Origin of the sequence: Paraburkholderia fungorum, assembly GCF_046026025.1 — a bacterium.
GTDB lineage: Bacteria > Pseudomonadota > Gammaproteobacteria > Burkholderiales > Burkholderiaceae > Paraburkholderia > Paraburkholderia fungorum_E.
The window spans coordinates 1-13,765 of sequence record NZ_JAQQFL010000009.1 but is presented as its reverse complement, the minus strand read 5'-3'; the positions used below and the strand labels follow the sequence as shown (position 1 = coordinate 13,765).

Here is a 13,765-nt window from a genome sequence, read left to right as displayed (position 1 = left end):
GCAGCCTCAGAAGCGCGCGTTGAGTTCGATTTGCAGCACGTCGATCGACACCGGCGGCCCGTACACTTCACGCGCGCTCAGATAACGCGCCGACAGCCACGTATCGCGTGCCACCGCATAGGAGGTCGCAAGAATGTAGCCCTTCGCATTGGTGCCGCCCAGATGAAAATCCGGATCGGTGAAGGCGTCGAGCGTCGCGTCGGGTTGCAGGTACTTGTAGGCGATCGAGAAGTTCCAGTCGCCCTTGTTCTTCGGCTCTGGCTCGCCGACGGTCGCCTTCGCCAGGAAGCCGTTCGGACCGCTTCTGAAATCCGACTGCGACACATTCACCGAATTCGAGTTGTAGTTGTTCACCGGCAGGGTCGCCGCAGTGAACGCCTTGTTCTCGTTGTACGCCAGGTTGCGTACGTATTCGCCATCCAGGCGCAGCTTCACGCGGTTCGCCACCACGGTATCCCACTGCGCTTTCACGTCGAACAGGCGGTAATTGAACGCGAGGCCAAACAACTGCGGATCAGCCGTGAAACCCGGCGCAACGTTGGGGTTCTGCGCGATGTTACGCAGCGCGACCAGCGTATTGCCGCCCTGAATGAAGGCCGGTGCCTCGTTGTCCGTGCTGCAGCTCGTCTGGCCCAGATACAGCGCGCACGGCGTGGACAGCGTGCCGCGCATGTTCTGGTAGTCGTAATACGCCAGTGCGCCCTTCACGCGGTTCTGCGTATTGATCTTCCATTCGGCGCCCACCTGCGCGCCGAACATCCATTTCATGTCCGTGCCCGATTTGGAGAGACTATTCGACGGGAAGCTCTCGCTCGTGTACTGGATCGGGAACACGCCCAACGTGCCAAACAGCGTCACGTCCTGGTTGGCCGGCAACGCACGCCGGAAGCTCGCGGCCAGACCGTCCATCTCGAGGTCGTTCGAGAACAGCAGGTCGGACGTGAAGAACGGATTGTCGAAACGGCCCGCGGTGACGTTGAGCCACGCGGTCGGCTGATAGTTGATGTAGACCTTGTTCAGCCAGATGTCCTTCTTCGCGAAGCCGCCGCCCGCGGTCGCGGTGGTCGACACCGGCCCGCTGTCGTTGCCGCTTGCGAGCTGGATGCCGGCGGTGAACTGGTCCGACAGCAGCGCTGTCACGCCAAGGCGTGCACGGTAGCGCTCGAGATTATTGCGGTTCTGCGTGGTGTTCAGCGATGGCGGCAGCGCGGTATTGGTGTTCGGGTTGATGTCGTACCCGCCGTTCTGGTTGATCTGCGCGAAGTTGGTCTGCCCCGTCGCGTTGTTCGGCGAGTAGAAGTGGTACTCGTCGCGCACCCGCACGTCGCCGTCGATCTTGATTCGCGACACCCAGTCGGGGAACGTGTTGGGCTGCGCCCAGTTCTCCGACTTCGCCTGCGCGATGACCTCCTGCTTGACCTGATCGCGAATCTGATCTCGCACCACTTGCGGCACGTAGGGTACGGCAACGTCGCCTGGCTGGGTCGGCGCGTTCACCACTGCTACGCCGCCGCGCGCCCCGCTCGCGTTCGCTGCATTCGCGGCTCTCGCCTGGGACGCTTCGCTCTGCGCCTGGTTGATCAGCTCGTTCGCGTTGGCCTGCGTGAGCACGCCGCGCTTCACCAGCAGATTGATCAGGTTGATCACCGTGCTTTCTGTCGGCGCGGCTTTGGCGGTCGCTGCCTGCGTTTCGAGCGACTGTGCGTGGGCCCCCGTGCTGATGGCAAGGCCAAGGCCCAATGACGCCAATACCGCCAAACTCATGCGCGAGCGGCGCAACTGATCCATGCTCGCGCGCCGACCGCGGCCGCTTCGTGCCGTCTGAATAGACATTCCCGTTCTCCACATAACGTGCGTTTTTGCAGCACAGTCCGCCCCACCCCCGTGGGCGAACCGGCTTTGTGATCTCGTGTCAGGTGTTGCGTTCGTTGCGTTCGTTGCCTGCTGTTGTCGTCTACCTTCGTATTCGTTTCAACCCGGCGAGCGTCCGTGCAACTTCACCAGGACCGGATAAGCGCTTCGCGGCGGCGGTGCCTGGTCCACCTTGCCGAGCGTCTGGACCGCGCCGACCACCGCGTCGTCGAGCTTGCTGTCGCCGGTCGACTGGGCAATCGCTACCTTCGTAATGCGTCCATCCGGGTCCATCCAGATGTTCAGGTTCACGTTGAAGCGCGAGCCCCCGCCCGACGCCTGCACCTGTTTGTCCCGTTCCACCGCGCCTTGCAGCAGGTAGCCGATGTATTGCCGGTAAGTGGCGTTACCGAAGCTGCCGCCTCCGCCGCTGCCCGCCATGCCGCTGCCGTCGCCGGCGCTGATGCCGAAGTTGTCCGTGCCGGCCTGGGCCGGTGCGTCCATCGTCATCTGCTTCGGCTGGTTGTCCGAAGGCTTGGGCGCTTCCGCCGGCTTCGGCGCTTCGGTGGGTTTCTCCACCGGCGTCTTGACGTCTTCCTGCACCTTCTCAGGCGGCGGTTTCTCCTTGGGCGGCGGTGGCGGAGGCGGCGGCAACGGAATCACGGTCGTCACCTGCGGCGCCTCCGCCCGTTTGACACCCGCGGTATCGCTCGCGAAATGCCAGATGAGCGCCACCAGCCCCGCCGCGATCAGCACGAGCAGCACCGGCTTGACGAAGCGCCCCGGTCCGTTGCCGGAGCCGCCGGGCCCGTTGGTATAGGTTGTTTCCATGGCCGGCCTCTACCCGCCCTGGTGAGCTTTGCCGGTCACCAGTCCCACCTGCGAGAGATCGAGACGGCGCAACAGGTCGAGCACATCCATCACCTTCTGGTAGGCGACCGCCGAGTCGCCCTTGAGGACGATCGGAAACTCCGGCGTCAGCGCTTTCTGCGTGCGCAAACGGTCTTCCAGTTCGCTCATCGAGACCGGATACGCGTCCAGATAAATCTGCCCCGTGTCCGATACCGTGATGGCCTTGGTCTTCGGTTTCGCGAGACTCGCCGCGGAGCTCGCCTTCGGCAAATCCACCTTGATGCCCTGCACCGACGCCGTGGTCATGATGATGAAAATGATCAGCAGTACGTACGCGAGATCGAGCATCGGCGTGATGTTGATGTCGTCGTAGGGCTTGTCGTCGTCCTGAACCTGCATGGCGCGTTTCTCCTGTTTTGCGGGCTACGCTGCGGGTTACTCGGCGGCCAGCGAATGGTCGGCGCTGCGATGGGCTTCCGCGAGACGGGTCACGAATTCGTCGACGAACACCTGCATGTTGGCCGTGACGTTCTTGTTGCGGATCAGCAGGTAGTTGTAGCCAAACAGCGCGGGAATCGCGACGAACAGGCCGGTGACGGTGGCCAGCAGCGCGGCCGCGATACCCGGCGCGATTGCGTTCACGTTGACGTCGCCGGCCGCCGCGATGGCGGCGAACGTAATCATCACGCCGACCACCGTGCCGAGCAGCCCGAGGAAAGGACCACCGGAAATGGCGATGGTGAGCAGCACCATCGACTTCGACAGCCGTTGGTTCTCGCGCACGAGCGTGGCATCCATCGAGGCGCGAATCGCCTCGATCGACTCGGCCGTAATCAGCGTGCGGCCATGACCGTCCACACGGCTGTGAATTTCGGCGACGCCCGCGCGATACAGCCGGTACAGCGACGAGTTGCGCAGGCGCTGACCTTCCTCACTGCGCTCGTCGGTATGCGCGAGACCGACCAGGTGGCGCCCCGCCACTTCGCGGAAGCGCTGCACAAAAAATCCGTTGGCTTTGTCGACCGTGCCGACGTATGACGCCTTGGTCCACATCACTACCCACGAGGTCACGGCCATCAGCATCAGAATGCCGATCACCACCCACGCGTCCACCGTGACGGACTTGACGATCACGCCGAAGTAGCCAAAGCCGAAGCCCGACTGCTTTTCATCCGCACCGTAGGTAAAGAGTTTCGATTCGGCGCCTTGCGAGAGCACGTCGAGCGCGATCAGGTTTGCCGGGCGCGCAACCTTGGACAGACGCAGTTCATCCATCTCGCCGTTGAAGCCGGCAAAACCGGCAGGCGCGTTCACCACCTCGCCGCCAATCGCCGCGGCGCTGGTAAGCGCGGGCAACGCAGCGGCGATCTGCGCGACCTGCTTGCCGCCAACGTAGAGCGTGACGTTCTTGCCGTCGGCAGTGACCGCGAGTTCGCTCCACTGATTCGCCGCGACCGCGGGCACGGCGGGCGTACGCAGCGGCGCTGCGCCACCGTCCACTTCGACGAACGGCACACCGTTGTCCAGACCGATCAGCAATGCATTGGCGCCGTCGCGGCGGCTATACACCAGCGTGTTCGCCGCAAGCGCTGCAGGTTTCACCCAGGCACTGAAAGTAAAGCTGCCGCCCGCGCCCAGATTCAGCGACGGGCTCGCCGGCAGGTTCAGCGGACTCGCCCCGTTGAATTGCGCCGCACGGCCGATGATGCCGTCCTCGGCAATCCGTGCCGGTGCGTTTTGCGCGTTGTTGCCGTACGCGGTCGAATCCTTCGGCGGCGTGCCTGCCGCGCCGTTGAAGTGATACACCAGCGTGTAGTCGGCGTCGAAGGTCTCCGCCGGCTTGCTGCCGTCGGGCGCTTTCTTGTTGCCGTAGTACATCCAGATGCTCTGTGCAGCACCGGCCGGCATCTGCGTGATGTCGATCCATACCAGCGCGACGCCGAGCACGGCGTCGTACTGCTCGATCTGGTAGTTGAGCGGGGTCTTGTCGTCGGCGGCCACGAAGCGGATATCCGCGCCGTTATCCTGCAAGCCGTCGAACTGGAAGTTACCCGAATGCAGGCGAATCAGCAGCGGCACGCGGCCGGCCGATTCCGTCAGGTTCGCGCCCTTCGGGCTGGTGTCGATCGTGATCGCCTTGCGATACGACCAGTCGTTCTGCCACCACGCGTTGGCGACGCCCGGCACGCAGCCGAGCAGCACCGTCATGGCCGAAATTAAAAGGAACAAGGCTCGCTTCACAGTCATACTCCCCGAAAAACCGACTGCAACAGCCGGCACAAGAGATTTGAAATTGGGTCAAGGTGGCGCGCGTGATGCATCAGAAGCCCACCCGCACGTAGAAATCGAAGCGCGGGCTGTACTGCTTCGTGTAGATGCCCGCCTTCAACGGCCAACCGGCTTCGAAATCGGCGCTCGCATACTTGAGCAACTGCACGCGCGTACCGACGCCGACCGACAGCAGGTTGAAACGCGCCGTCTGCTCCGGCAGCGGACTCAGCAGCCACAGATGCGCGGCATCGACGAACATGTGGAAGCGCCATTCATTCACGTTGCTCGACAACACACCGCCCAAGTACTTCGAGATCGACGGGCTTCTCAACTCGAGCGAACCGATCACCCCGCTGTCAGCCGTGTCTTCCGCCTGCATGTAGCCGCGCACGCTATTCATGCCGCCTGCCGCGAACTGTTCGCTCGACACCAGCGGCGAATTCGCCAGTTGCGCGCTCACGTGCGCGTTGGCCTGAATGTCGTGATCGAAATTCTGCGTATGGTTGAGGTCGAACTTGCCGTACACGAAGTCGGGCGTCGCGTTGTAGCGTTTGTTGTCGTATGAGTTCCAGTCGCTGCCGATACCGCGGATATTGGTTGTCAGCGCCACCGCGAACGAGGTCTGTGAATTCTTCAGATTCATCTGGCCGTTGTACGAGAACGTGACCGGCACGTAAGTGAGCGGCACGGAGCTGGTGCCCTGGCCGACGATCGTGTCGTTTTCGTCGTAATGCTTGCGGTCGATCTCGATGCTCACCGTATGCGCGTACGTCTCGCTGGACGGCAGTGCGTAGCTCGCGGTGAAACCGAAGGTGGTGCCCTTGCCGAGCACGTTGGTGCCGCCGAGCGCCGCGACATTGCTGTCGGAGTGGATGACCGTGGCGAGGAAACTCCAGTGCGAATCCTTGATCGGCGCGAGGTAGGAGAACGAGTAGACCCGGGCATCCTGCGGATGCTGCGGCGCGATCAGGTACGTGCCCGACAGCACATGACCCAGTTGCCACAGATTCGAATAGCTAAGCGAAACGCTTGTACGCAGCGACGAGGTGTTCGGACTGTTGTCGTTGTTCAGATCGACCGTGCCGTGCCACGGGCTGTGATCGTCCACTTTCAGGTCCACGTCCACTGTCTGCGGCAGCGCGCCCGGTTTGAGAACGGGGATCACCTGCCGGTCGGCGGAACGATTCAGATCGGTCAACTGCTGCTGCGCCTGATTGAAATCGGGCACGCTGCCTTCGGCTAGCGCGGGCACCGCATCGCGTATTTCGAGCGGCGAGTAATACTTCGCGCCGTCTACGCGCAAGCGGCCCACCTTCGCTTCCACTACCTGCAAAACGATCACACCGTTCTTCACCTGCTGCGGCGGCAATTCGACCACCACCGATTGATAGCCCTTGTCCTGATACACCTTCTGCAATGCATCGCGCGCCGCGTTGACATCAGCGAGCGTACGGCCCGGACCTTCAAACGGATAAACCGCCTTCTCGATTTCCAGACCCGGTAGCGTCGTGTTGCCGCGCACAATGAACTCGTTCACGTCGAACGTTTTCGGCACTGCGCCGGCAGATGGCACGGCCTGCGCGGCCTGCCCGCTCTGTGGCGCCTGCGTACCGGCAACGGCCGGCGGCGCGCCCGACGCGGCGCCCGACTGTGCGTGAGCCGGTCCCGTCAGCGTCATGCCCCCCATCATCAGAACGCCGACCCAGCTGCGCCGACGAATGCGTGCTTCCCCGTACATCTTTGGCGTCATTGCGCCACTCCTTCGTGATTCGATATGCCGGCTGAATTCGGGTTTGCTAGACCGGCTCATTTTTCAAGTCACGAACAATACAAAGGTCGAAAGTCCACGTTATGACCGGTTATACGTACAACGAATCTAATCGGATGAAATCCGGCGACTGGACACTCAGCGTCCGGAAGACCGTCTCGCAGATACCCCGCTTCCGTAAGGCCGCGCCGAAAAAAATGTACTCACCATCTGTCACGCGAAGACGCCGTTCGCCGCCCTACCATCTGCACTACGCGGACGTGCGAGGACGACATGAAGAATGCGGGGGGCGCAGACAGGTTCGGCACGGCGCGACAACGCGGCGTGGCCATCATCACCGTGCTGCTCATCGTGGCCCTGGTGGCGACACTCGCGGCAGGTCTCGTATGGCGCGAACTGGTTGCCGTGCGCGACGTGGAAAACCAGCGCGTAGCCGCGCAAACCATGTGGGTGGAACGCGCCGCCGTGCAGTGGTCAAGGCAGGTCTTGCGCGAACAGGCTGCCGCTTCGAATGTGGTGTACGCGGGACAGCGCTGGTCGCTGCCGGTGAGGGATCTCGCGCTCGCGGACTTCCTGCCGCGCAACGTGCTGTCTGTGAACGGCGAACTCGCGCACGCGAAAATCTCCGGCGAGATGGAAGACGCACAGGCGAAATTCAATCTGATGAACCTGGTGTCGCGCGCGGGGCCGAGCGCACCGTTCCAGATCAACGCGGATGGTTTAGCAGGCTACCGGCGCCTACTCAGCAGTCTCGGCTTGAATCCGGGTCTCGCGCAACTGACCGCCGCGCACATGTTGCAATCGTTAGGTGACGGCGCGGGCGCGAATGGCTGGCCGCTGCAGCTTGTCACAGTGGACGATCTGATCCGTATTCCAGGTTATGACGCACGGACCGTGCAAACGCTAATGCCGCTCGTAACGGTGCTGCCCGACTTCACCATGGTCAATGCAAATACCGCCACTGCACCGGTTCTCACCGCGGCGATTCCGACCCTCTCGGCAGGCCAGGCGCAGACGCTGATCGAGCGGCGCAATACGGCCTATTTCGTGAGCACCGGCGAAATCGCCACCGTGCTGGCCGCGGGCACCACGAATGGCCAATTGCCGGCTGGCTCACTAGTGGGTGTGAACAGCGGCTATTTCATCGTTCATTGCCGGATCGTTTCGGACCGGATCGACACACGCGTGGACACGCTGATCGCTCGCTATGGCATTGGCGATTTCAGTTGGACCGCGGTAGTGTGGGTGCACCGTTTAACGAGCTGACGCAGGCCGCATTCTTGCCGCCCGACAGTAGGCAGTATTCAGGTGACGTGCCGTTCAATGCGTTCCGACATATCCCGATCGCGCAGGGTATCGACCAATGCGTTCCAGTAGTCGATCGGAACGAGGCAGGCAACCGGTTGACCGTATTTGGTCACCATAACCGGGTGGCTTTGCGCCTCTCTCAATGCATGCGATGGATTTCTGCTGAAATCTCGCGTGGCCATGCTAACCGCCTGTTGCCAGAAGAATTGCTCCACCTGTGGTTCCTTATAGAGGGTCTTCTGACCGGCACCCTCTGCGACCGCCAGATGCACCTGCCCGCGAACAGCGGCACGTCAAGACCTTTGATTTATTTGTCTGACCTATTCTAGCGACGGCGATTATGTTTAACAACCTATCCTTGCGATTTCAACAAAACATTTATTTCGCGCCCCGAAATATTATGGTTGAGCGACAAATGGTACGTACCTTATTGGTCTTAAACAAAATCGTCTCTAAAAAAGTACGTACTTTTTAACACCGGATGTTCATATTCGACGGCCTACGAATAATCGTCTTAGGGGTGCATTTTTTATTATCGGAAATAACGACGTTATTGCATTCGCAAAGTGGGCGGCATCGGTATCTTTCACTGTTCACCGGCCGGCTGGAGTGTGACCGACACCGCGGCATGTCCGGGTTTGTCGTTGCCCGTCACACGCGCGCTGGCCACGCGGACATGAAAACGCTTTCGCGCTTCGTCGAGCCATGCGATCCATGCGCCGAACGGCACATCTTTCGCGTCGATCTGCACCGCCTTGTCGAGGACCGCAAGCTGAACCTGACCGAACGCCGCCGTGTCGAGCGACGCCGACAACGCATCGCGCAGCGCGGCGCCCGAAGGCGCGGCGATAGAGGCGGCCGCCCGCAAACGGCGCGCTTCGTCAGCCTGAATGCCGACCTCGGCCACCTCGGTTTCGAGACCCGGCAGGCTCGCGAGCATCCGCTTGCTGCCGTCGAATGCGGGTGACCACAGCACGCCATAGATCACGGCAACGCCGGCAAGCAATGCGCCCGCGCCGAGCAACTGTTTCTCGCGCGTGGCGCGTGCTTCCCACCACTGCGTCAGCGCGTGCCGGATGGCGACGGCTTTAGCGTCCATTTTCCCTCCTCGAGATGCGCGGCGATACCTTGCGCCGCGAGACGGCGCACGAAGGCATCGCGGTCCACGTCGGTCCCGGTTTTGAACGACACCTCCAGCGCCCCGCCGCTGTAATTCAGCGAAACCATCGAGGCAGCCGGAATCGGCCCCAATGCATGGGCGACGCCGGCGCTGAGCGTCAGAAAATCGTCCGCACGCAATTCACCTGCCGCAGCCCTCATTCGTGCGAGTTGCGAAGCCATTTGCGCGTGCGGATCGAGCATCACCGTTGTCGGCGGCAACGCCTCTTGAGCCAGTTGCGCCATGGTTTCGGTCAGCGCGTCGCGTTGGTGGCGCAGGCGCAGCCACTGCACATTGACGGTCGCGAGCGCCACGACCACTGAGGCGGCGACGATCGCTAGCGGCATGCGCCAGCGGCGTATCCGCGCCGCGGCCCCGCCTCGTCCTGAAGAACCGAATTCGAACTGGCACAGATCGAAACGACATGCGATTGCCGAGCGCGCCAGCGTCTGCCATGACAGCGTTTTTAACGTTGAGGCATCGGCATCGGGCGTGACAGGTGCGTTGTCGTACTGAAGCTGATAGACGGTCAGCTTCGCGTCGTGCGAGAGGTGTTTTAACGTTGTGTCCAGTTGGGTCGCGCCTACGCTAAAGCCAAATCCCAACGCACCGCGTCGCCACGCGAGTTCGAACCGTTTGTCTTCGGTTTCGGTTTCGGGCGCCGCTGCATACGGCAGCGCGATATCGCCCGCGGCGACCGGAATGCCCTGCGCGACCGGCACGATTAACGCTGTGATGCGTTTGAGTGCTTCGTCTTGCGCGTTGTCCCGCACTGTTTCCGTCGCCGGAATCGCGTTCGGTTCCGCATCGGCCACCGGTTCGGCACTCAGTTCGTCCTCTGGTTCGCTCACCGCGTCGATCAGTGCTGTCCCGTCGCCCACTTGCTGGACCGGCAGGCACTGCGCAAGCGGCACCGCACGCACTCGCCGATGCCCCGCTTCAGCGAACCGGTCGAGCACCAGGCCGAACCATTCGCGGTCCACCACCGCGATGCAACGTATCGCTTCGCCACGCGCCGCCGGTGCAATCGCGAAATGGCACTGCTGCGCATCCTGCATCAGATGTTCTTCGACCACATTGGGCAACATCCGCCGCAAGCGCACACCTTGCACGGGCGGCAACACCGCAGCGAGCATCAGCGTATCGCGCGCCGCAACGATCAGGATCGTCGAGGTCGCGCCCGGCAGTGTCTTCAACGTCGCAAAGCCGGTTTCGATCTCGCGATAGCCGTTGCGTGGCACCAGTGCAAAGGGAAAGGCGTAAGTGTCCCAGTCGCGCGTGGCGAACACGTCGCGCGCGGGCAGCAGAACGATCACGGTCGACATTCAGGCCTCTTCGATTCGGCTCGTGTGATTGGGGCCATCACCTTCATATGTCCTTGCAAAATTAGCTCGCGGATCACGGACGACGCACGCCGAAACTGCCGATTCCCGTACTGATGACCCGCACGTGTACCGCGCCTGAATAAAGCGTGACGGTCACCGGCGCGTCGATGCTTTCCTCGCCGAAGACAATGCGTTGCACCGCCGCGCCGTCCGCATAGCGGATCGTCACCGCCGTGACCTCGGTCTCCCAGCGGTGCGCGCCGAGCACGCTGTCCGCGAGTGGTTGCCACGTGCCGTTCGCGGCACGGCGCAGGAAGCGATAACCCCCACCGACCGGTTGCCACGCAATCGGCGAGGAACGCACCTGCGCTTCGTCGAGTGCCGACTCGAACATCGAGGCGAGACGTTGCGCTTCCTCGGTCAGATCGGTGTTGCGATTACGGGTCGGCGCAAGACCAACCACCGCGAGCAGCAGACCCGCGATCAGCAACACCACCAGCATTTCGAGCAGCGTGAAGCCCCGTTGCCGCGAGCCACGCCGCGCGACCAGCGTGTCATTGCCAGGAGCCGATATCCGCATCATTGCCCTCTCCTCCTGCTTTACCGTCGGCGCCGTAGCTGAATATATCGATGTCGCCATGCACGCCGGGGTTCAGGTACTGGTACGGGTTGCCCCACGGATCGTTCGGCAGACGTTCGAGATAACCGCCCGCTTTCCAGTTGTTCGGCACCGGATCCGTCGTGGGTTTTTCCACCAATGCGCGCAGGCCCTGGTCGTTCGCCGGATAGCGGCCGTTGTCGAGCTTGTAGAGATTGAGTGCCTGCATGACCGCGCCGATATCCTGTTTCGCCGCTACGCGCCGTGCTTCGTCCGGGCGGCTCATGATCTTCGGCACGATCAGCGCGGCGAGAATGCCGAGGATCGCAATCACCACCATGATTTCGATGAGTGTGAAACCGCGCTGGGTGCGTTGGGTGCGTCGTGTTCTGGGGCTGCTCCTTGCGCACACCACGCGTTCGATATTGCGGTACGTATGCGCCACTGTCGAATCGGTCATCATTGATTCACCTTTGCGTTCAAGAATGAGGTTCTCAGGCGCGTGCTCTCGATGTGGCGCGCCGTTCGCTCCCGCTGGAATGCGGACTTCCAACTCACCAAGCTGCCGACACCATGCGCCTTCCGTTCCGTCCCACGCTCCTTGCCACGGTTGCTAGCGCAGCGCTGCTCGCCGCTGTCAGCGCATGGTCCGCGCATGTCCTGCTCACGCCGCTGCCGCATGCCACCCCCCAGGCGCAGCCCGGCGCGGCAATCGACGCCACCGGCGGCGCCGCGCTGTTCGGCGCCGCACCCGACCAGGGACGCCGCGACGACGTGCAACTGCTCGGCGTTCTCGCGTTCGATCCGCATCACGCCGCGGCTATCGTGAGCGTGGGTGGAGAGGCCGCCCACGCGGTGCGCGTGAATGGCGCGATCGGTACGTCGGCGACGCTCGCAGAAGTCCATGGCCGTTCGATCGTCGTCGAACACAACGGCGTTCGACGTGAGATCGCACTGCCGGCTGTGGACTCGCCTAGCGCATTTGTCCGCTAGGTCCCACATACTGCGGATGCAGCCGTCGTCGCGTTCACAACGGCCGTTGTCGCTGTGCTCGTAGCGGCAACCGCAACCGCAACGACAATCGCAAGCATGCCCGCAATCGCAACCCATCAGCGTCAAAGCAGCGGCATGCATCAATGCACCAGATTGTTCAGTTCGATGATCGGCAGCATCACCGCCAGCACGATCACCAGCACGGTGCCGCCCATCGCCAGAATCAGCAACGGCTCCATCAGGCTGGTGAGGAACATCGTGCGGCGTTCGAGTTCCGACGCTTCGCCCGCGGCGGCACGATCGAGCATCGTGGTCACGTCGCCGGTCGCTTCGCCCGAGCGGATCAGATGCACCAGCACCGGCGGGAAGGTCTTTGTATTGCCAAGCGCGCGGGAGAGCGCCGTGCCTTCGCGGACCCGCACGATCGCGTCGTCCACCAGCGTGCGCATCGCGCGATTGCTGAGCGTTTCACCGGCTGCCTGCAATGCGCGCAGGATCGGCACGCCCGCGGCGATCAGAATGCCGAGCGTGCTCGCAAAACGCACCGTGTTGTAGCCGCGCACCAGTTTGCCCGCGAGCGGCGCGGTCAGAATCCACTGATCGAACGCGAGGCGCGGACCCGGTTGCTTCAGGATCGAGCGCACCAGGTACACCACCACGCCAATCGCGATCAACGCCGCCCACCACCATTGCCGCACGAAACCGGACAGCGCCATCATCAGCACCGTGAGAAACGGCAACTGCTGCTTGGTGCTGGCGAACACGTTCACCACTTGCGGCACCACGTAGCTCAACAGGAACGTGACAATGCCGAACGCCACCACGGTGACAACCGCGGGATACGTGAAGGCCAGCACGATCTTCTGCTTGAGCGCATTGCGCTGCTCGATGTAATCGGCGAGGCGCGACAGCACGAGGCCGAGCTTGCCGGTGTGCTCACCCGCCGACACCAGCGCGCGATAGATATCCGGAAAGTCTTTGGGATGCTGCGCGAGCGCATTCGCAAACGAGTGGCCGCCGAGCACCTCGCCGCGAATCGCCGCGAGCAGGCTGCGCAGGTAATCGCGCTCGGCCTGATCGGTCAGTACGGAAAGCGCCTCGTCGAGCGGCAAGCCGGCGACCAGCAGACTCGCCAGTTGCCGCGTGAGCAAAGCCTGCTCGCGCTGCGAGAGTTTGCGGCCGAAGCCGCCCGAAGCCGTCGCGCCTTTCGCGGAGGCGCCGCCTGCATGGCTCGCGGCGGTAGCCACCGTCATGGGCACGAGACCCTGGGCGCGCAACTGGCTGCGCACTGAGCGCGCGCTGTCGCCGTCCAGCACGCCTTTCTTCGACTTGCCTGCGGCGTCGATCGCTTCGAAACGGAACGCGGTCATGATCAGCTTCCTCCGGTGACTCGTACAACTTCTTCGAGCGACGTCAGCCCCGACGCCAGCCAGCGGTCCGAGTCCTCGCGCAGCGTACGCATGCCCTGTGCACGGCCCGACGCCAGAATTTCCGCATCGGATGCATTGCGGTGAACCAGCGAGCGGATCTCGTCGTCGATCAACAGGAGTTCGTAGACACCGCGTCGCCCTGCATAACCCGACTGTCCGCACTTGTCGCAGCCGACCGGATGCCAGCGCACGCTGCCATCTTCCTCGACC

14 protein-coding genes are annotated in these 13,765 nt (G+C 62.7%); 2 read left to right on the top strand and 12 right to left on the bottom strand.

Going from position 1 to position 13,765, the window contains the following annotated elements; all coding sequences use genetic code 11:
- Positions 1-6: 6 nt before the first annotated feature.
- The 5 genes from PQR67_RS12175 to PQR67_RS12155 form a co-directional block, all read right to left on the bottom strand.
- A complete protein-coding gene (locus PQR67_RS12175) occupies positions 7-1,833 on the bottom strand; it encodes a putative porin (RefSeq protein WP_408458826.1) in 1,827 nt (608 codons plus the stop codon).
- A gap of 138 nt (positions 1,834-1,971) precedes the next feature.
- Positions 1,972-2,682 carry an energy transducer TonB family protein gene (locus tag PQR67_RS12170; protein WP_408458823.1) on the bottom strand — a complete coding sequence of 237 codons (711 nt, stop codon included), beginning with the start codon at positions 2,680-2,682 and terminating at the stop codon, positions 1,972-1,974.
- A gap of 9 nt (positions 2,683-2,691) precedes the next feature.
- A complete protein-coding gene (locus tag PQR67_RS12165) occupies positions 2,692-3,102 on the bottom strand; it encodes an ExbD/TolR family protein (RefSeq protein ID WP_120344611.1) in 411 nt (136 codons plus the stop codon).
- Positions 3,103-3,138: 36 nt separating this feature from the next.
- Entirely contained in the window at positions 3,139-4,950 is a 1,812-nt protein-coding gene (locus PQR67_RS12160) for a DUF2341 domain-containing protein (RefSeq protein WP_408458821.1), read from the bottom strand.
- 73 nt (positions 4,951-5,023) lie between these two features.
- The gene (locus tag PQR67_RS12155) at positions 5,024-6,724 is read right to left on the bottom strand and encodes a ShlB/FhaC/HecB family hemolysin secretion/activation protein (RefSeq protein ID WP_408458818.1); all 1,701 of its coding nucleotides are present in this window, start codon (positions 6,722-6,724) and stop codon (positions 5,024-5,026) included.
- A 291-nt stretch (positions 6,725-7,015) separates the two neighbouring features.
- Between PQR67_RS12155 and gspK the strand changes: the two genes are divergently transcribed.
- Positions 7,016-8,008 carry a type II secretion system minor pseudopilin GspK gene (gene gspK / locus PQR67_RS12150; RefSeq protein WP_408458815.1) on the top strand — a complete coding sequence of 331 codons (993 nt, stop codon included), beginning with the start codon at positions 7,016-7,018 and terminating at the stop codon, positions 8,006-8,008.
- Between the two features lie 38 nt (positions 8,009-8,046).
- Here the strand turns inward: gspK and PQR67_RS12145 are convergent, their stop codons facing one another.
- The 5 genes from PQR67_RS12145 to gspG form a co-directional block, all read right to left on the bottom strand.
- Positions 8,047-8,265, bottom strand: a complete 219-nt coding sequence (locus PQR67_RS12145; RefSeq protein ID WP_408458812.1) for a type II toxin-antitoxin system prevent-host-death family antitoxin — start codon at positions 8,263-8,265, stop codon at positions 8,047-8,049.
- A gap of 371 nt (positions 8,266-8,636) precedes the next feature.
- Complete coding sequence (locus PQR67_RS12140) at positions 8,637-9,149, bottom strand: type II secretion system protein M (RefSeq protein ID WP_408458809.1); 513 nt, start codon at positions 9,147-9,149, stop codon at positions 8,637-8,639.
- Positions 9,113-10,534 carry a type II secretion system protein GspL gene (gene gspL / locus PQR67_RS12135; RefSeq protein WP_408458806.1) on the bottom strand — a complete coding sequence of 474 codons (1,422 nt, stop codon included), beginning with the start codon at positions 10,532-10,534 and terminating at the stop codon, positions 9,113-9,115. Before gspL ends, PQR67_RS12140 begins: the two co-directional genes overlap by 37 nt.
- A 73-nt stretch (positions 10,535-10,607) precedes the next feature.
- On the bottom strand, positions 10,608-11,117 hold the full coding sequence (locus PQR67_RS12130; protein WP_408458803.1) for a GspH/FimT family pseudopilin: 510 nt from the start codon (positions 11,115-11,117) through the stop codon (positions 10,608-10,610).
- Entirely contained in the window at positions 11,089-11,592 is a 504-nt protein-coding gene (gene gspG, locus PQR67_RS12125; RefSeq protein ID WP_408459308.1) for a type II secretion system major pseudopilin GspG, read from the bottom strand. Before gspG ends, PQR67_RS12130 begins: the two co-directional genes overlap by 29 nt.
- Positions 11,593-11,705: 113 nt before the next feature.
- Here gspG and PQR67_RS12120 point away from each other — a divergent pair, with 113 nt between their 5' ends.
- On the top strand, positions 11,706-12,125 hold the full coding sequence (locus tag PQR67_RS12120; RefSeq protein WP_408458800.1) for a hypothetical protein: 420 nt from the start codon (positions 11,706-11,708) through the stop codon (positions 12,123-12,125).
- Positions 12,126-12,265: 140 nt separating this feature from the next.
- Here PQR67_RS12120 and gspF read toward each other — a convergent pair whose 3' ends face one another.
- The gene (gene gspF / locus PQR67_RS12115) at positions 12,266-13,495 is read right to left on the bottom strand and encodes a type II secretion system inner membrane protein GspF (protein WP_408458797.1); all 1,230 of its coding nucleotides are present in this window, start codon (positions 13,493-13,495) and stop codon (positions 12,266-12,268) included.
- A 2-nt stretch (positions 13,496-13,497) separates the two neighbouring features.
- A partial coding sequence (locus PQR67_RS12110) for an ATPase, T2SS/T4P/T4SS family (protein ID WP_459251982.1) occupies positions 13,498-13,765 on the bottom strand: 268 nt, incomplete at its 5' end.

Excerpts from the sequence above, each read along its gene's own strand:
- PQR67_RS12120 (WP_408458800.1), top strand. The coding sequence starts at position 11,706 with ATGCGCCTTCCGTTCCGTCCCACGCTCCTTGCCACGGTTGCTAGCGCA.
- PQR67_RS12130 (WP_408458803.1), bottom strand. The coding sequence starts at position 11,117 with ATGATGCGGATATCGGCTCCTGGCAATGACACGCTGGTCGCGCGGCGT.
- PQR67_RS12155 (WP_408458818.1), bottom strand. The coding sequence starts at position 6,724 with ATGACGCCAAAGATGTACGGGGAAGCACGCATTCGTCGGCGCAGCTGG.
- gspF (WP_408458797.1), bottom strand. The coding sequence starts at position 13,495 with ATGACCGCGTTCCGTTTCGAAGCGATCGACGCCGCAGGCAAGTCGAAG.
- PQR67_RS12170 (WP_408458823.1), bottom strand. The coding sequence starts at position 2,682 with ATGGAAACAACCTATACCAACGGGCCCGGCGGCTCCGGCAACGGACCG.
- PQR67_RS12160 (WP_408458821.1), bottom strand. The coding sequence starts at position 4,950 with ATGACTGTGAAGCGAGCCTTGTTCCTTTTAATTTCGGCCATGACGGTG.
- gspG (WP_408459308.1), bottom strand. The coding sequence starts at position 11,592 with ATGACCGATTCGACAGTGGCGCATACGTACCGCAATATCGAACGCGTG.
- PQR67_RS12165 (WP_120344611.1), bottom strand. The coding sequence starts at position 3,102 with ATGCAGGTTCAGGACGACGACAAGCCCTACGACGACATCAACATCACG.
- PQR67_RS12175 (WP_408458826.1), bottom strand. The coding sequence starts at position 1,833 with ATGTCTATTCAGACGGCACGAAGCGGCCGCGGTCGGCGCGCGAGCATG.
- gspK (WP_408458815.1), top strand. The coding sequence starts at position 7,016 with ATGAAGAATGCGGGGGGCGCAGACAGGTTCGGCACGGCGCGACAACGC.
- gspL (WP_408458806.1), bottom strand. The coding sequence starts at position 10,534 with ATGTCGACCGTGATCGTTCTGCTGCCCGCGCGCGACGTGTTCGCCACG.
- PQR67_RS12140 (WP_408458809.1), bottom strand. The coding sequence starts at position 9,149 with ATGGACGCTAAAGCCGTCGCCATCCGGCACGCGCTGACGCAGTGGTGG.